The sequence below is a fragment of the Polycladospora coralii genome (assembly GCF_014773435.2).
In the GTDB taxonomy this organism is placed as follows: domain Bacteria; phylum Bacillota; class Bacilli; order Thermoactinomycetales; family Thermoactinomycetaceae; genus Polycladospora; species Polycladospora coralii.
Genome location: NZ_JACXAG020000002.1, coordinates 85503 through 104323 on the forward strand (window position 1 = coordinate 85503; position 18821 = coordinate 104323).

The 18821-nt window shown below is 40.9% G+C and carries 19 protein-coding genes; all 19 read left to right on the top strand.

The features are described from left to right. Position 1: 1 nt before the first annotated feature. The 19 genes from lpdA (at position 2) to IC619_RS04630 (ending at position 18755) form a co-directional block, all read left to right on the top strand. Complete coding sequence (gene lpdA, locus IC619_RS04540) at positions 2-1429, top strand: dihydrolipoyl dehydrogenase (protein WP_191139264.1); 1428 nt, start codon at positions 2-4, stop codon at positions 1427-1429. A 694-nt stretch (positions 1430-2123) separates the two neighbouring features. Then, positions 2124-2606: a RepB family plasmid replication initiator protein gene (locus IC619_RS04545; RefSeq protein ID WP_347239770.1), complete on the top strand. Its 483-nt coding sequence runs from the start codon at positions 2124-2126 to the stop codon at positions 2604-2606. Positions 2607-2857: 251 nt separating this feature from the next. Next, entirely contained in the window at positions 2858-3262 is a 405-nt protein-coding gene (locus IC619_RS04550) for an acyl-CoA thioesterase (protein ID WP_191139262.1), read from the top strand. A 15-nt stretch (positions 3263-3277) separates the two neighbouring features. Continuing rightward, complete coding sequence (locus tag IC619_RS04555) at positions 3278-3967, top strand: DUF3891 family protein (protein ID WP_191139261.1); 690 nt, start codon at positions 3278-3280, stop codon at positions 3965-3967. Positions 3968-4004: 37 nt separating this feature from the next. Beyond that, entirely contained in the window at positions 4005-4391 is a 387-nt protein-coding gene (locus IC619_RS04560; protein ID WP_191139260.1) for a VOC family protein, read from the top strand. Between the two features lie 62 nt (positions 4392-4453). Next, a complete protein-coding gene (locus IC619_RS04565) occupies positions 4454-4933 on the top strand; it encodes a TspO/MBR family protein (RefSeq protein WP_213260836.1) in 480 nt (159 codons plus the stop codon). A gap of 151 nt (positions 4934-5084) precedes the next feature. Beyond that, positions 5085-6098, top strand: a complete 1014-nt coding sequence (locus IC619_RS04570) for an LPXTG cell wall anchor domain-containing protein (protein ID WP_213260837.1) — start codon at positions 5085-5087, stop codon at positions 6096-6098. Then, entirely contained in the window at positions 6095-6670 is a 576-nt protein-coding gene (locus tag IC619_RS04575) for a class D sortase (protein ID WP_224749461.1), read from the top strand. Before IC619_RS04570 ends, IC619_RS04575 begins: the two co-directional genes overlap by 4 nt. A 13-nt stretch (positions 6671-6683) precedes the next feature. After that, a complete protein-coding gene (locus IC619_RS04580) occupies positions 6684-7595 on the top strand; it encodes a conjugal transfer protein (protein ID WP_191139258.1) in 912 nt (303 codons plus the stop codon). Beyond that, positions 7592-7852 (top strand): hypothetical protein, encoded by a 261-nt coding sequence (locus IC619_RS04585; RefSeq protein WP_191139257.1) that lies wholly within the window; start codon positions 7592-7594, stop codon positions 7850-7852. Before IC619_RS04580 ends, IC619_RS04585 begins: the two co-directional genes overlap by 4 nt. Next, positions 7849-8244, top strand: coding sequence for a TcpE family conjugal transfer membrane protein (locus IC619_RS04590; protein WP_191139256.1), 396 nt, complete (start codon positions 7849-7851; stop codon positions 8242-8244). The genes IC619_RS04585 and IC619_RS04590 overlap by 4 nt, the downstream gene beginning before the upstream one ends. Next, positions 8245-10704: an ATP-binding protein gene (locus IC619_RS04595; protein WP_191139255.1), complete on the top strand. Its 2460-nt coding sequence runs from the start codon at positions 8245-8247 to the stop codon at positions 10702-10704. It abuts the gene before it with no gap. A gap of 16 nt (positions 10705-10720) precedes the next feature. Continuing rightward, positions 10721-12184, top strand: a complete 1464-nt coding sequence (locus IC619_RS04600) for a CD3337/EF1877 family mobilome membrane protein (protein WP_191139254.1) — start codon at positions 10721-10723, stop codon at positions 12182-12184. A 29-nt stretch (positions 12185-12213) separates the two neighbouring features. Then, complete coding sequence (locus IC619_RS04605; protein ID WP_191139253.1) at positions 12214-12780, top strand: hypothetical protein; 567 nt, start codon at positions 12214-12216, stop codon at positions 12778-12780. Next, on the top strand, positions 12764-13903 hold the full coding sequence (locus tag IC619_RS04610; protein ID WP_191139252.1) for a peptidoglycan DD-metalloendopeptidase family protein: 1140 nt from the start codon (positions 12764-12766) through the stop codon (positions 13901-13903). The genes IC619_RS04605 and IC619_RS04610 overlap by 17 nt, the downstream gene beginning before the upstream one ends. Before the next feature lie 55 nt (positions 13904-13958). Beyond that, a complete protein-coding gene (locus IC619_RS04615; protein ID WP_191139251.1) occupies positions 13959-16580 on the top strand; it encodes a type IV secretory system conjugative DNA transfer family protein in 2622 nt (873 codons plus the stop codon). Between the two features lie 34 nt (positions 16581-16614). Further along, positions 16615-16935 (top strand): hypothetical protein, encoded by a 321-nt coding sequence (locus tag IC619_RS04620; protein ID WP_191139250.1) that lies wholly within the window; start codon positions 16615-16617, stop codon positions 16933-16935. A 66-nt stretch (positions 16936-17001) separates the two neighbouring features. Further along, complete coding sequence (locus tag IC619_RS04625) at positions 17002-17709, top strand: response regulator transcription factor (protein WP_430624091.1); 708 nt, start codon at positions 17002-17004, stop codon at positions 17707-17709. Continuing rightward, a complete protein-coding gene (locus IC619_RS04630) occupies positions 17706-18755 on the top strand; it encodes a sensor histidine kinase (RefSeq protein WP_191139248.1) in 1050 nt (349 codons plus the stop codon). The genes IC619_RS04625 and IC619_RS04630 overlap by 4 nt, the downstream gene beginning before the upstream one ends. Positions 18756-18821: the final 66 nt, after the last annotated feature.

The window sequence follows — 18821 nt, forward strand, 5'->3', positions numbered from 1 at the left end:
TATGGTAGTAGGAGATCTGGCGCAAGAAGTTGATGTGATCGTTATTGGTGCTGGACCTGGAGGCTACGTAGCGGCTATTCGTGCAGCACAGTTGGGGAAAAAGGTTACGATTGTGGACAAAGATACAGTTGGAGGCGTATGTTTAAATCGAGGTTGCATTCCTTCAAAAGCGTTTATTAGTGCAGGAGAACGTCTAGTGGGGATTCAATCAGCCGGTGAGATGGGCATAGAAGTAAGTGGTGAAGTCCAAGTGAATATGGAAAAATTAGTGGCTTGGAAAAATGGAGTTGTTAAAAAGCTCACCAATGGCGTTCAGCAATTACTAAAAGGAAACCAAATTGAAGTGGTTTCAGGCGAAGCTTATTTTAGTGGTTCAAACAGTGTTCGGGTTTCAAGTGACGACGCAAGTCAAACCTATAAATTCCAAGACTGTATTATTGCTACGGGTTCTAGCTCAGCTGAATTAAAATCTTTACCTTTTGATGGAAAAAGAATACTTTCATCCACAGATGCCCTGAACTTAACAGAAGTGCCTACTAAATTAGTGGTAGTGGGTGGCGGATATATTGGACTAGAACTGGGAACTGCATTTGCAAAATTAGGAGCAGAAGTGACAATTTTAGAAGGTACGAAGTCGCTCTTGCCCGGTACAGATTCGATGTTGACGAAAATGGTTGCGAGAAAGCTAAAAAAATTAGGCGTTAAAGTGGTTACAGAGGCGATGGTGAACAGTGGAGAGGTAGACGGTGACACGGTTTCGGTTGAAGCTGACGTGAAAGGTGAAACACAAACTTTTACGGCTGATTATTGTTTGGTAGCGACAGGGCGTAAACCAAATACGGCTGAGATTGGTTTAGATGTTGCCGAAGTTCAACTGGATGAGCGTGGCTTTATACAAATCGATAAACAATGTAAAACCAATATCGACCATATTTATGCAATTGGAGATTGTGCTGGTGGGGATCTACTTGCCCACAAAGCCAGTTATGAAGGCAAAGTGGCGGCTGAAGTGATTGCAGGTCAAAATAGTGAAATCGATTACCAAGCGATGCCGTATGTGATTTTTAGTGATCCAGAAATCGCTTATACCGGTTTGTCTGAAGCTGAAGCCAAGGAGCAAGGATTCACACCTGTAACGAGTCGTTTCGCTTTTCAGGCAAATGGGCGTGCACTTTCGATGAATCAGACAGATGGTTTTGCGCAAGTGATTGCCGATGAGGAAAGTAAACAAGTATTAGGGGTTCAAATTGTAGGTCCAGAAGCATCTACATTAATAGCAGAAGCAGTATTCGCCGTTGAAATGGGTGCACATGTTGATGATTTAGCACTCACGATCCACGCCCATCCAACCCTATCAGAAGCCTTAATGGAAGCTGCTGAGGGCATATCGGGGCATGCGATTCATATGGTAAACAAGAAGAAAAAATAATGGACAATTGAAAAGTGTGATTAAATATTAGTCGTTTCGATCGAGGGAAATATCGAGCGTGCCACATGAAAAAATCATGAACATCGACACGCTTGCTTGAATATGCAGATCAGCCCTATTCTTAGGTGTGATCTGCTTTTTTATTGATATAAAACAAATACCTATAACAATAAAATTCAATAGTGTTGATTATCCAAATTTAGGAAGTGTATTTTGAGCGGAAATGCCTTTGAGCCGTACCTAGCGAAGCCAACAACCTGTTTGACCGATAGGGAGTTTTGGGAGCGCTGTAAGGTTTTGGCGGAGCGGTCTTTTTAGCTGCTTTGCAAGGCGAAAGTGCATGGAGAGCAAAGTACACGACGCTGAAATGGAAAAATAATGCAAATGAATACGCTTGAATAAAATTATAAAAAAAATAGCTTGTAAAATCTCTAAAAAGAGGAAGGAAATTGATCATCGTTTATGGAAATGTGTAAGTCCCTAAATGAAATACTGTAAACAGCTTGTTGATCGGCAAATTAACTGAGGTGAGTAAGGTATTATTTCAGTCGTGTTGATGACTCAAAATACACCACAGTCAAATGGGGAAATCATGCAAAATACTTCCTTATTCACTTAAAGAAGAGACAGATGACGAATGCAGGAAGCACTTCTATTTAACGGAATGAATGAAGGAGGAAAATAAACAGTGAAAATGGGAGAGCTCATTCCAGTTTTGAATCAGTGCAACGTGAAAATTCGTAATCTAGAAGTTAATAAAATGGACAAAGCTCAATTGCGATTTGTTTTTCAATTGGTAGATATTATTTTAAAAAGTCAAATTGATGATTCCAACTGGGGCAGGCAGGAATTTAAACAATATCAAAGTAGCTATACACGCAAGAAAATTTTAAGTATTTGGAAAAACGGCCGTGGTCAATGGCTTTCACGTATACACTTTGCGAATAGCTCGGAAGAAGTATTAATTGACTTATATGAAGAAATAGAACCATTACTTTTTCATTGTTGTCAGGAGGAGTATACGAAAGTAAAACATAAAGATAAGTGGATCGCTTTCCGTATATTTTTGTGGCACCAAGAATGGATTACTCATCATTTGCGTCTCTTTCAAGATAAAAAATATTGGACAGAGTTGATTGATGTGGTAGAGAAAATGGATGAAAAAATAGCGAGATAGAGAAAAATAAAAGAGGGTCAAGTTTCTTGTAGCGCACATGATGATGTGGATTCGTGTTAGTGGTTAAACTTTGTGTTTTAGGTGTGTATGAACCAAGGGTAAATAGGCATCGTCGATCAAATGGACAATTCATACACTTGTAAGGCTTACTTATGTATAGGTTCAAAGATTTGATCAGAGTTTTTACGTGTATCATTAAGTAGAAAACTCTGTTTTTTGGTATGCTAATTTATAAAAGAAGGAGAGAGAAAATGAAAACAAAAATAATGATTGAAGTTAGGCCGACAGAAATTGATAATATGGGACATGTGAACAATGCCAAATATCTTGAATATATGGAATGGAGCCGTGAAGATTGGTACAACAAGTCCCATTTGCCGTTTCAAACTTTTGCAGATATGGGAATTGGAACGGTTACCGTTCATATTTCGATTAATTATCGTAAAGAAGCTACTTTGGGACAACATCTAACGATATCGACTGAGCCGATAAGAATAGGAAGAAGTAGTTATGTACTAAAACACGAAATAGTTAACGAGAAGGACGAATTAGTAGCAGATGCAGAAGTAACGAGTGTAACGATAGATTTAGCATTACGTAAATCAGTAGCACTTCCTGAGCAACTGCGCACCCGATTCCAGTCAAGTGGATCATAAATAGGAGGCGTATCTATGATTGTGCGATTGATGAGGGAACGTTTTATAGTTGTTGAGCAACATAAACATGGCTTAATAGCCGGAGAACTCGCGCGCCATATGTCTTTCACACCTGTACCGTTAAATTCTGTTTTATATGCGATTGCACAACATGATCGAGGTTGGCAAAAACTAGATGAAGAAATGAAGTGGGATGAAAAAAAACAAATGCCCTATTCTTTTGCTACTTATCCACAAACACCCAAGATAGCTGCCTATACAAATGGCATTGCGGAAGTTGAATCTGTAGATGCATATGCGGCATGTTTATGTAGTCTTTTTTATGCTACTTTTTTTAAAGAGAAATCAGATCAAGAGGCGATACAGTTTAGGGATAGAGAGCAAGAAAGACAATTGCGTTTAATGACACATATGCCAAAAAAGGATCGTGACCAATTAAAGACCAATTTGGAGCTCCTTCAATTTTGCGATGATCTCTCACTCTCTTTATGTTTTAATCCATTTGGAGAAGCTGAGCATCCTTGGTTTAAAAATGGGATTATGTTCCAAGGAGAAACATATAATTGGAAGTGGATAGATGCAAACCACTTAGTATTAACCCCTTCTTGTTTCGGTTCCTTGTTTTCTGTGTGTATTCCTTATCGAATTGTAAATCAAAAACGTCAAATTGTAGAAACGGGTATGAAGCGTTTATATATAGAATAAAAGGACTCCAAACTAAACAGCTAAAAGAGGTTGAAAGGTGAATATATCTGGCTTTAATCATCTCACTTTAAGGGTAAATAACATAGAGAAGAGTTTGTCTTTTTATATAGGGATTTTAGAAGCACAACTGGTACATCGTGGTAGGCGAGACGTATATCTAACATGGGGAGATATGTGGATTTGCTTACTTGAAAAGCCAGATCTTCAGCAGGTACCTAGCTTAGGGCTGGACCACATTGCATTTACGGTAGATGAAGCTACTTTTCATACTTGGAATCGGGAATTACAAAGGAAAGGTGTATCCATCGTGAGAAAAGCAGTCTTTCGTGGTGGGGGATGGTCATTGCAATTTGAAGATCCTGATGGTATTTGTTTTGAGTTGTTTACAGGAAATCTGGAGACACGCATGAAAGATTGGAATTAACCACTTCAGCTGAAATGATGTTGTGCACGATTGTACGGTACTTTAAGGGAAGAGGGGTTTCATTGATTAAACAAAAATGGCTTTCACTCGTCGTATTTATCGTTTTATGCTTCACTGTTTCGATCTTAGGCGCTCTATTTACGGAAACGGGTGCTGGCTCTTGGTATGATCAATTGGTAAAACCAAGCTTTAATCCTCCTAATGCGGTTTTCGGTCCAGTCTGGACCGTGCTATACTTATTTATTGCGCTATCTGGCTGGTTGATTTATCTCAAAGAGCCGAGTCCACTCCGTACCAAAACAATGGTTATTTTTATCGTTCAGCTATTGTTAAATTTCGCTTGGTCCCTCATATTCTTTGGTTTTCAACAAATTGGAGTGGCTTTCTTTGATATCGTGGTGCTATGGCTTGTTATTCTCTTATATATACAGACTGCGCGGCAACTTTCTAAAGTGGCAGCATGGTTGTTTGTTCCATACGCATTATGGGTGAGCTTTGCTACCTTGTTAAACGGCGCAATCTGGTTATTAAATGTTAGCTAATTATACTAGTTGTTGAAAATCGCGGATGCGTTACTGGAAAAAAATACACAATTTAGACCAGAAACTTGTGGGTTTTTGTTGAAGCAAACTTAATTTTTGTAATATTATAGGAGGTATAAGGTACTATGGTAGTTGCCAAGGAGGGCAAAAAATGAATACTTCGAAAGGAAGAAATCGTAATCAAACGTCTTTGATCAGAACGCGAGGTTCCTCCTATCGTGACTTATTGAGACAATTTGATTTAGAGGAAAATGACCCGAACCGTAGGAACCGCAGAAAAAAACAATTCATACGACCCGCACGATTATCCAATGCTGCCGCCACGGTCTCCCTTTGTCTTGCAACAGGTATGTCGATTGGTATCGGAACAGCTTTTGCGGATAAAGAAGTCGTTCCAAGTGAGAAGCCACTGGATGAAGCACCTGCCAAAATTAAAGTAGAAGAGCAACAAGTTGAATCGGTAGAAAGAGAGGTAGAGCGTTCAATCTCAGAAACAAAACCGAGTGAAGGATCGGACAAAAAAATAAAGGAAGAACCAACTACACAACAAGTGAAAGAAAAGCCTGTTGAACAAACGCAATCTAAGCCTATCGAAGAGATTCCAAAGCAAGAAAATACAGCTAAGCCGGAAGCATCCAGCACAGAGACTGGAAATACAGCTAAGCCGGAAGCATCCAGCACAGAGACTGGAAATACAGCTAAGCCGGAAACATCCAGCACAGAGACTGGAAATACAGCTAAGCCGGAAGCATCCAGCACAGAGACTGGAAATACAGCTAAGCCGGAAACATCCAGCACAGAGACTGGAAATACAGCTAAGCCGGAAACATCCAGCACAGAGACTGGAAATACAGCTAAGCCGGAAACATCCAGCACAGAGACTGGAAATACAGCTAAACCGGAAACATCCAGCACAGGGACTGGAAATACAGCTCAAACGGGTCAATCAGATAAAAACGATGGAGCAAGTGCAACCAACCCAAGTACCCCTACAGAGTCAAGCACAGCCGATGAGCCGAACTCGGATCATGATATACAAACAGTGGATGGCGGGGAACTTCCAGATACCGCTGGTAATGACATGAATGGTGTGTTAATCGGAGGGGTCTCGGCGTTAATTGGTGGTGCATACTTTTTACGGCAGCGAAAGGTTGAAAAAAATTGAATGTCAAAAAGTGGGCCGCATCCCTGATGATTATAGTGGGAGCGGCCTATGCGAGCTATTCGGCCCTTCATTTTATATGGCAGAGGCAAATTGTGAATGAGATAAAACCTGTAGCTTCTAAACCTGTTGTGATCGACAAGAAAAAGCAGTTGATATGGGAGGAAAGACCTACACAAGGGGAGCATTTTGCTGATCTGATCATTCCAAATCTAAATGCACAAATTCCGATTATTGAAGGTACAAATGAAGATGAGTTGGAACAAGGAATCGGGCATTATGCAGGAAGTGTATTGCCAGGTGAACATGATAATTCAGTGTTATCAGGACATCGGGATACCGTTTTTCGGCGGATTGGAGAACTTAAAGTGGGTGATGAAATTCATGTGCGTGCACAGCAAGATACATTTGTTTATCGCATTACAAAAACATGGATTACCAAGCCTGATGATCGAACGGTGATCGTATCTCATGATGAACCCATCCTAACACTAACCACTTGTTATCCATTTCAATATGTAGGAACAGCACCAGAACGTTACATCATTCAATCTAAGCTTGTAACATCGAAATAGGGGAGGGAGTATATTGCGATCCCATATGAAGCAAAAAGGAATGCGTTTCCTTTTTTGGGGGGTAATTTTATACACAGCGTTAAGTACAACCGTGGTCTGGTTGTTGCAATTTCAATTAATCCCTAGCCCATCATCCTCAAACCCAGTGCAAGCAGAACAGCAGGAGCAAAAGCCGGCTATAAATGTGAGTGAGACCGCTTTTGCAGAGCAATTTACACGGGAATATCTATTTTGGACGAGAGGGAATGAAGAGGCCAGAGCAGAACGGTTAAAAAGCTTTTGGAAACCGAAGATGGATGTGCAAGGTGGACTGTCCTTTGATGATGCCGCATGGAATTCTTATACAAGGAACGTAGATGTATGGGAAGTAAAAGAACGAGCGGATGGGAGTAGTATCAAAGATTTGATCGTCTTCGCAGAGACTGTGCTAACCAACGTTAACAATGAACAACAACAAAAGCGTGTAGATCGCTATCTAGCCGTTGCGATTAGGCCAGCAGGAGAAACTTATATAGTAGTGGAAACGCCTCATTTCGTGCCAGCTCCGATTGCTACAGTGACAGAGTCAGTTGTAACCGAAGAAGAAGTAAAAAAGGCTGTACCTGATCAGATTCGTCTCGAAGTAGAAAAATTTGTTACATCATATTGGAAAGTATATACAACAGGTAGTCCAGAAGAAATTGGGTATTTTCATAAAGATAATACACCTGTAGAAGGTTTAACCGGGGTCGTTCGTTTTGAAAAACTGGAAAATTTAAAGGTATATCAAAATGAAGAAGATATATACGATGTTGAATTTGACGTACGGTTAACGGACTTAGCATCTGAAGCTGAGCTGATCACGCATTACACCGTTCATCTCATACAAGAAGGGGATCGCTGGTATCTCACACAAATAAGAGAAGGGGAGGTTGATTCGAAGTGAATTTTTATACCATGTGGTTACTGGCTGAAGGACCAGGTAAAAAGTTGCAAGAAACGGTTGGGGGGGAAGTGGGCGCGCTTTTTTTTCTAGCTGTGATTATCATTAGTTTAACTTTATTTTGGAAACGTGCATTTACAGCATTTATTGGATTTGCCTTATTTGCGATGCTGGTTAGTGTTTTTATCTTCCAGCCACAATTAATCTCTTCCTTGGGGTCAGATGCATTTAAATGGTTGTTTGAGGCGTATCTCAAATGAGGCAGATACGTATTTATAATCAAGTTTTTCGTGTAGAAAAAACGGTTTATTCCATGCAAGGCGTCCATCTACCATTTCCAGTCTCTTATCGTCAGATGGCCTTTTTTGTGGGGGCATTGTTTATCATGATCCTTTTGAATAAATTTCCACCCATTAGTTGGATCGACTTGTTTTTGGTCAAATTTATTGCGATTCCGGTACTTGTAGCATGGTTTTTCACACGAAAAACATTAGATGGAAAAGCACCACATCGGTTCCTATTACGTTATCTCGAACACTTTTTTGCTGCACATCATTTTGCACGTTATCGTGAGCTCGAACACCCGCATAGAAGCGGTTATCAATATGCGCATGATATCGCATACAGAAAGACAACGCGAGGTGAGTCATAGATGGCGCGTATCATATTTCCAGTTAAATATTTTGAACATAATTTAGTGTTTGGGGTAGACGGTGCTGTTTATGCCTACTATGAACTTCAACCCTATCACTATGATTATCGATCAGAAGATGATCAGCTCAGCTTACATGCAAACCTAGAAGCTTTTTACTGGAATATCCATTCAGAAACGCATGCATTGGTGGTACCTGTTAACCAAAGTTTAGCAGAGCTGCGAAATGATATGAACCGGCAATTATCGGAAGAACTAGCAGAAACCGGAAATCAAATCATTGATTTAAGTGTGGATCACCTTCAAGGAAGGGAAATTCATCAAAATCGCTTTTTTATTGGTGTAAAACTAAAACCAGCTTCAATTCGGGGAGAGTCATTTTTACGTCAATTCTTATATAACTTGAAAGATTTTAAGCGCTATCTTCTCAATCAATCGGGGACAGATATGGATGAGATATATGAAGAAGAAATTCATGCTTATCAGATTCAAGAAGAGCTGATTTATTCACGTTTAACAAGCTATTTACGTGCGAGACGGGTAGTTAGCGAAGATATCGAATGGCTAATCCGACGTAATTTTTATCGTGGGATTGGCGAAGCACCGATCAGAAATGATTGGCAGCCTTTTACTCAGACCATAGAAATAGATGGACGCCGCGCTAAGCGTCCAGACCGAGATGTTTTAACCTTGACAGAAGGGCGATTTGATGACTCGCATGGACGGCGTCTAATTGTAGAACAACATTTAGATGGTGGAACTAAAAAAGGATATATGGCGTTTCTTACGATTTCGCATATCCCTGATAAAACCAATTTTCCAGGAACCGAGTGGATATACCAACTTCAAAAATTGGCTTTTCCAGTTGAAGCCTCCATACGGACTACTACAATCGAACACGGTAAAGCGTTAAGTCATGTTTTAAATAAGAAAAAAGAATTAAAAGCCGAAGATGAGCATGCGATTGAGAGCGGTGAAGAAACAGCCTATCACATTTTAAATAGCCGCCAAGAAGCAAGTGAATTAGAAAGTAATTTACGAACAGATAAATTCCCGCTACTTCGTACCTCTATTGTGATTTGTCTATCGGCAACCTCGATGGAAAAATTAGACTTACGCATTCAACTGGTAAAAGACTTATATAGTGATGATATGATTCAAGTTGAAGTTCCCTATGGGGATCAGTGGAGAGGATTTAACGAGTTCATTCCCGGTGCAGATCGTCTGATCACCGATTATATTCAATATATGGAACCAGCAGCCGTAGCGGCTAGTATGCTGGGTGCAACCAGGCAGTTAGGAGATGGACAAGGACATTTAATCGGGATGTCTGGTAACCTACCAGTCTTCTTTCAGCATGATCGAGGTCCTAAAGATGAGAAGTTAAGTTCTACTGCTTCAGCGGCTTTTATTGGTTCGCTGGGAGCAGGAAAGTCCCTAGGTGCTAATTTATTGGCCTATCAAGCGCTATTAAATGGTTCTAAAGTACTCATTTTTGATCCCAAGGATGAACGCGCACATTGGCCCCAAATGTTACCTGAGCTGCGTGGGATTACAAACGTTGTAACCTTGCGTGCGAGTGAAGAAGACAGAGGGAAATTAGATCCCCTTATGGGGGTGCGTTCGCATAGTGATAAAGTAGCTGCAGCAGAAACGGCCAAACGCATTTTACAATTTATCGTGCGCGCAGCTGATGGCACTTATGAAGCGATTGTCATTGGAAAAGCGGTCGACTATGTGTTAAAGCAACCCGCACCCTCAATGATGAAAGTGATTGAAACGTTACAAGAGAGTAAAAAAACAGCGCCGGAAAAAAGACAAGATGTGTTAGAAGAGATCATTGATGTTTTAAATTACCTTGCTATTTCTGGACAAGGCCAACTGCTCTTCGGTGATGGGAGCCAAAAGGCAATCGATTTATCGCAACCGCTCACGATTTTACAAGTAGAGGACTTAAAACTTCCAGAAGAAAGTCAAACCAACTATGGTCGGATGTCTATCGCCTTACTAATGGCCATATCTGATTTTTCACGGCGGTTCTCTAATCAATCATCTGATCATTTTAAGTTGGTCTTATTTGATGAATCGTGGCGATTAGCTAAGGTTCGCGAAGGTAGATCGATCTTGGAAGAGCTGGTGCGAACCGGCCGCAGTAAAAATGCAGGAATCTATCTGATTAGCCAAAACGCAAAAGATATGTTGGGTGAAGAGATTCGTTCCAACTTAGGCTGTCGGTTTGTGTTTCGATGTCGCGATCAAAAAGAGGCAGAAGCGGCCTGTCAAATATTAGGTATAGAAGCTAACGAGACGCATATTGAACTCGTTCGTAACTTACCTACAGGTCATTGTCTAATGGCAGATCTTGAAAAACGAGTCAATGAACTCGAAATGATGGTACTGGATCAACGACTCTTCCGTGCATTTGATACACGTCCGGGCACACCCAAAATACAGATATGAGAAAGGAGGGAGGGTCATGTGGAGAAAGTGGGGGAAACGGATTGGTATCATAAGTGCGCTATGTATTCTCTTCATTTGTAACGCGAGTACGGTATATGCCGAGCCAGAGACAGAAAGTGAAGGATACAATTTAATTACGGATGTACTAACCGTATTCCCCGATGAACAGGTAAAAGAGGCTGAAAGCAAAGGGTATGAAACGCAGTTTGTCCAATATGAACCGAGCCGCTATAACTTAGAAATTTTTGTGGAGGAAAAATCATTTACTGATTTTGATGGCAAAATTAGTGATCAAGCTTATGTCTTTATGAATGAGTTGAACAACTTTATTTGGCAAGGGCTGGTTACGTGGAATTTTACGGTGATCATGATCGTCGAAAATGCTTTTTCACTAGATATCGTAGATCAATTTGCAGATGCGGTTGAAAAAGCAGTGCAACAATTGGCAGGTTTTACGGGTTCAGGATATGGAAGCACAGGGATAATGGGTAATTTTTTAACCCTGATGATTATTATCGCGGGTGCGTGGATTGCATATACCGGCTTAGTGCAAAAAAAGGCGGGCGATGCCCTCACGGGGATGTTATCCAGCGTTTTGATTTTAGTGTTAGGGCTCGCGTTTTTTGCTAATGTAAGTGGTGTCATGCGCTATTTTAACGATATTAGTAGTGGATTAAGTCAAGAGTTGATGGGGGTAGGCATCCAGTTTCAAGAGGAGCTAACGGATGATGAAAATAGTTATCCAGCTGAAGTATCTTCATTAGTCATCTCCGATAAATTGTATGACATGATGATTTATGAGCCTTATCTCATGCTGCAATACGCCAAAACCTCTGAAGATCCACTCCTGACAACCGATCGGATCCAAAAAATTTTAAAGCATAAGCCGGGAAGTACAGCACGTGATCAAGCGGTTAAAGCGGAATATGAAGGAACTGCTGGAGCAGGACCCAATGGTATGGTGAGTACGCAAGGTGTTTTTCAGCGCTTAACACTGCTCATGTTGCTTTGTGTTTCACACCTTATTTTGGGGTTACTATTTTTTATCATTGCAGGAACGATGCTGGTTTACCAATTTTTATTTGTCCTCATCTCACTCTTTGCTCCCTTTGCCTTTCTAATGGGTTTAAATCCAGCTTGGTCTAGTGTGGTGACCAATTGGTTTAAAAAATTCATCGGTTTTCAACTGATTAAACTGATTATCGGGGTGTTCTTTAGTATGCTCCTCACCGTTTCCCAATTTTTATACCAAATGGCGCCACCATCAGATACGGGGTATGTGTGGACCATTTCGATGCAACTCATTTTAGTGGTTGGAGTGATCTGGAAACGCGATGAACTCTTCAGCATTATGAAAGCGCCGATGGGGAAAGAGAAGAAGGGTGGAGGCGATTTAAATGTCGAAGTGCCGATACAATATGTGACAAAATATACGGATCGTATAACAGATCAAATTCAGAGGTTTAAAGTGAGAAAATAGCATTCTCGATGAGAATAGGGAGGATATCGATGTTTAACACCCAATTACCAAGTGGAAGGAGGCGTTTGTTCCTCCTGATCTTATTCGTCTTTATTATTGTGGGGTTTTCAACTAAATATTTTTTGTATGAATGGGGTTTAGTCGCTCAAGAAGAGTCACGGCCAGTTGAAAATGAGGTTGAGCCAGAAGCGGCGTCATCAAGTAGCGGCTATACGGATATGGAAATTACGGAGGCTAAACAACAAGCTGAGATTTTTTTACGCTTATACACCACCGATCAAGCTAACTCCGAAGCTAGTCGCCTATCTGCTATACAAGAAATCACGACGCCTGACGTATATGAATGGATTGTGGCTGAAACAAAAAATGGCCGACCGCTTGCGGAAACCCCGATACGATCTTTTCGCCAATTTGGGCAAGTGGGATGTACAGCCGAGCGGTTAGGGGTAGTATGTTTAATCGAAACAATTATCGAAGAAAAAAAGCAAGCAGTGGATCCCATCCTAATAGAACGTGTATATCAATTACAGTTAGAAAGAAAAGAAGCACAGAAATGGGTAATCAAGGAGGTGGAGGTACGTGGGAGCTTGGAATAATCAAGTGAAGCAGTTGCAAAGGCGGATGCAGCCTCTCCCACCTAAAAAAAATGTTGGCATAAAAGGAGTTGTCGGTGTTGTCATTTTCATTCTCCTGGGTGTGCTATTTGTCTTTATTCTACTCGTCACGAACTTATTTCTTACGCTGTTTACAACACCGCCTCCGATGTCGTCCTATAAAGACTGGGAAATAACATCCGATTTTCCAGCTGTGGGCCAAAAATATCTGCCTATTTATCAAGAGGCTGGCCAAAAATATGGTGTCCCGTGGCATATATTAGCAGCGATTCATAAAGTGGAGACGGATTTTGGTCGCAACTTGAGCAAAAGTAGTGTAAATGCAGAAGGTCATATGCAGTTTATGGATAAAACGTGGGTAGGGTGGAGTTATCCCGGCGGGACACGTTTAGGCGACTTACCTGATCATGTCGATGTAACGAATCTTGACTTAATCAAAAAATATAAAGGATACGGTGTTGATGCAGATGGAGATGGTGTAGCGAACCCCTATGACCCTGTCGATGCGATTCATGCTGCTGCCAAATATTTGGCGGCCAATTACCAAGATGGAGAAGATTGGTTTGCCCGTGACGGTGCGATTTGGCAGTATAACCACGATTATGAAAATTATGTACTGAAAGTAAAATCTTATGCGGAATCCTATGCAATGCCTGTTCAGAAGGGGCAAGATATCGAAGTAGCAGCAGGTTCATTTATCTGGCCGCTGGAAGGCGGAAGGATTACATCTAAGTTTGGTAATCGATTTCATCCCATCAAAAAAGTATATCAATATCATTCGGGGATTGATATAGGAAAACCGGCGAATAGTCCGATTTTTGCTAGTCATAGTGGCGTGGTGATCGAGTCGCGTTCTTCAACGGGATATGGTTGGAAAATAATCATTGATCACGGGAATGGCTATCAGACCCTGTACGCCCATATGGAAGATCACGACGTGAAAGTGAGGGCAGGGCAACGTGTACAAAAAGGAGATGTGATCGCCTTAGTGGGAAGTAATGGCTGGAGTACCGGCCCGCATTTGCATTTTGAAGTGCGGCTTAATGATCAGTTATTAGACCCACTTACTCTTGTTCAACCAACGATTACCACACAGCGGGAGTAGAAAATACACAACTGGCAAATGGATAGGCGGATAAAAAATGGAAAGGTGGGAGATGATGTTTCCGTGGAATAATTTGCCCAATGGTGAAGATAAAGTGTTGGGATGGGTAGCTAAAATCTTTATGGGGTTGCTCGTAATAAGTGGAATTGGATTAGGCTTGTTTCAATTGTGGGTGTTTCTCGATCAAAAATTAGATAATGCCAAAGACTCACCTACAGCGACCGCAGCACTGGACGACATGTTGAGCTCCGCGTGGGGTTTTATCTTATTATGGTGGCCGCTTCTTATGTTTATTTTGATTATCGGCGTTTGCATTTCGGTCGGCAGTCGGTATGTGATGAAATCAAAGTATCGTCAGCGAGCTACAAAGGGTGTTAAATATTTGCAAATTTTGCCGTCTAAAGATGTCCGGCTAGAGTTAGAAAAAATTTCGGAGCTCACCCGTACTTTTGGCCGGATGGCTAGACCGTGGCAGTTACGCTGGAAATATGGCATTCCTTGGTTTCGCCTGCGGTTTGCGATTCCGCCAGATCGAAACGAAATAGGGATCTATCTGGCTTATCCACAAGACAAAGAAAATAGTGTGAAAGATACCTTACGAAGTGTATATGCTTCGGCAGAAATACACGATTTAAATGCGGATCAGTTTCCTTCACCAACGACAGGTGGGACGGGTGGTCATTTTCTCTTTCACTTTGGTCGACGTAAAGGGTTACCACTGGCATCACTTCATCAGCAAAAACAGAGTCAGTTGGGAAGTATTTTAAACTGTTTGCGTCCTGGGACATATCTCGATCTCCACTTTGCACCCGTACGTTGGAAAGACCTAGAGGATCGAACAGATGATGCGTATGACAGCTTAAAAAGTAAAAAAATGAAAGATATGGATCCCGAAGAAAAAGCACGTCGCGTAAGTTTGACACAACGTATGACAGGGCGTGAGCTTACTTTTACCGTGAGACTCTCCTTGTGGTCTAATCACGAAAAGGCTGATTCTGTGGTTCGTTCTACAGCTGAATCGATTGAAACAGCGGTGAACTACGATGGTGCGATTTGGTTTTTACGCCAAAAATATTGGAATCCATTAGCAGATCAAAATTTAGTCCCCCTTCCATGGCCATTTACAACGATGACTTGGACATCGGATGAAATTTCAACCTTATTTCATATTCCACCGGGGGATCATTATATTTATACGGAACCCAAAGAGAGCAGTGATGCTCGTGGATATGTGCTTCATTTGCAAGAAAATCAACGTTCAATCGCTGCCGATGAGTTAAATGAAGGTGTTTTAATTGGAAATATTCATCATCCGATGGGGAAACGTGAGGTGCGTGTCAATCACGAACAATTAGCAAAGCATTACATCTTAACAGGTGCTAGCGGTATGGGAAAATCGAGCTTATCTGTAGAAATGATTCAATCGATATTAGATGATTGGTTAGCCGATCCAGACCAACACCCCGGCTTCACCATTATCGATCCAGCGCGTGAACTTGTTCCCATCATCGAAAATCGGTTACGTATTGCTGAAAAAATGGGAGTCTCGCTGCCTAAAGACAAAATTCATCACTTTAACTTGGCTCAAGATACGAAATATGTACCCGCCTTAAACCTGCTGCACAAAGTAGAAGGTATGACGAGTAACATGCTGGCCCAACAAACGGCAAAAGTGCTGGTCACAGAATTGAGTAGCAATGAAGAATCTTTACTCCGGTCCCGCCGGTTGATGGGCGTAGCGATACAAAGCTTACTAGAAGATGAGGAGCCACATACGATTCTAGGGATCGATGATCTATTTCGTAATTTAGACTTCCGTAATAAAGTCCTGAAAAAAGTGAAAGATCCGTATGTGAAGCGGTTCTGGTTAAACTCAGATGAACAAGAGTTGAAACGCGACGCCGAGCCGGTACTACACCGAATCGATCGATTACTGCAAAAACCAAAAATGCGTCGTATCTTATGTCAAAAAAATATGACACTTGATATTCAAAAATATATGGATGAAGGTCACTTGGTATTTATTGATACTTATGGCATGAAAGATTATGATTTGCGTGTGACTGTAGGTCATCTGATTAATCAGTATCACCAAGTCTCTAAACGAAGAGAAGCAGGGGCTAGATTTCATCATTTATTGATTGATGAAGCACAAATGTTGGAGCTACCATTGCTGACCGAAATTTTATCAGAGGATCGTAAATATGCATATGGAATTGGGATGATCACCCGTGAAATTGATCAGCTCAAAAACCAAGACTTATTACAAGCGATCCGGACCAATATTGGGATGATTATAAGTTGTGGTCAGACCGAAGGATCTGATGAAGTAGAGGCATTGACCAGAGGATATCTAAAAGCTCCTTTTTTGGAACGTTTACCGGAGCGACATGCAGCCTTATATATGCGTGGAAAACGGAATCAACGTAGCGAAGTCAAAACATGTGTCGTCCAAAATGAACCCCCGGATGTTTATAAAGCAGATGGGACGAAGGCGGATTATCGTACACATGAAAAGGATCAACTGATGCTGTGGGGACTGTCATGGGGTGAAGAGATGATGGAGACCGCTACAGAAGTGAGACCGATTGCAGATGTTGATGAAGAGATAAAAGATTATATGAGCAAGACCCTACTCTCACCACGTCAGTCTACAGATACAGCAGAAGGTTCGTAATAAATTTTCTAGTAGTGAAATGGGGTGAGGCAGAATGTTTGGGTTTTTTAAATCTCTCTTTCGTTTCTTAGGTAGTTTATTTTCAGTTGTAGAAATGTTTTTTTTGTCTTTTTTAATAGGTAGAAGTTTTCATTCGGCCTCTTTAGCGATAGTTGTATTTGTTACATTAGCGGTTACCTTATATTTTTGGGCTATCTTTACACGTATGATTGCATGGGGAATCGTTGGTTTTATTGTCCCATTTAATCAAACCCCCGATGAGTTTTTTTACAGTGTATTTATCGGTGTGCTATGTGTAGGCATACGCTTTGCAGTTGGATATGTTTATCAATATTTACGAAAATTAACGGCATAGTTTGCGTAAATCCCCTCAATTCACTTTGAATTGAGGGTAAATTTTGAGTAAAAAGGGAGTATGAAAATGTCGTACAAAGTACTTATTGTAGAAGATGAACGCAAAATTGCGGATGCCATTCAAATTTACTTACAACCATATGGTTATGAAGTTTATGTGGTAGAAGATTTCACCTGTGTGGAAACGTATTTTGCTGAAGTAAACCCTCATCTTGTACTCTTAGACGTGAACTTACCCTATGTGGACGGGTTTTATCTGTGTCGTAAAATACGAGAATCTTCAGCAGTACCGATTCTATTTTTATCAGCTCGTAATGGAGATATGGAAAAGATTATGGGGATGGATAGTGGTGCGGACGATTATATGACCAAACCCTTTCTATTAGAAGTGCTACATGCTAAAGTAAAAGCTTTACTTCGCCGTACTTATGGAGAGCTAGCTCACGTAAACCCGTCCTATTTACAGATTGGGGAATTAAAACTAGGGATAGAGACCTTGCATCTTTGTTATCGAGACAAAGAGGTGCAAGACTTAAGTAAAAATGAATGGAAGCTACTTCATTTGCTGATGAGTAAACCGGAGCAAGTGATAACCAGGGAAGAATGCTTAACCGCCTTATGGGATGATCAGACATTTGTCGATGATAATACGCTCACTGTAAATGTTACGCGAGTTCGTAAGAAGTTAAGGGCGTTAGGATTAACTGATGTTATTGAGACGAAGCGTGGAATCGGGTATCAGTTCCATTCTGTACTAGTAGGTGTAGCCCAATGAGCCAGGTATTATATGTATGGCTACAAGCAAACCGCTCCTATATGCTATTTTATTTGGGACATACCTTTTTCCTACTCTCTTATTTTTTATTGCTATTTTCTTTCAAACCTATTGTTTACAAACAGGTATGGGAACAGCTACCATACCTCTTTATGGCTTCCTTTGTTTTTTTTGTCCTATTTTTTACTGTGCAATTGATGCGCAAATATGATTTTTATAAAGGACTGCTTCAGATGCACAGCGAGAAACCTAAATTTTCCCAGATGCTTTTTCCAAATGTCGTGCATGTAGAAGATAAATTGACTGTGCAGGTGTGTCAATCTATTTGGCAAGTTTCGCAAGGCGAAATGGAAAAGATCAAGCAACAACAGAGTGAGCAATTAGAAATGATTTATTTGTGGATTCATCAGATGAAGACCCCGTTAGCTACGTTATGGCTAACGATGCAAGCCAAACAAAATTTGGTGGCTAGTGATGTTGAAGAAGAGGTGCATGCACTTTCGGAAGGATTCGATCAGATGCTCCATGTAGCACGGATTGCTGATTTTCGAGCCGATTACCAAGTAGAGCTCTATCATCTTCAGCCTTTGCTTCGAGCAGCGATTCACGACAAGAAAAAACAGTTTATCAAACATCAAATTTTCCCGGAATTTAAGCTTCCTGATGACGATATCTATATTTTAACCGATGAGAAATGGATACAATTTATTTTCAGTCAGATCATTCAAAATGCGATTAAATATACATCATATATAAATAAGAATAGCAAGATTCGGTTTACCTGTAATGTAGAGCGGGATCAGGTGCAAGTGAAGATTACAGATAAGGGACCCGGTATTCCAGCACATGACTTGCCACGTGTATTTCAGCCCTCATTCACCGGAGCAAATGGACGAGAATATCCGCAAGCCACAGGGTTAGGGCTTTATTTAGTCAAACAAATATGTGATCGGCTGGAGCATGGAGTGGAAATTGAATCGATGGTAGGAAGCGGAACAACTGTTATACTTTCTTTTCAGCGTGGCAATATGGAGCTACATCGATAAGTTTTCATCAGGCTTACAAATCTGTAAGGGAACGCGAGTAGCTTGTAAGTCAAATCGATGGGAGGA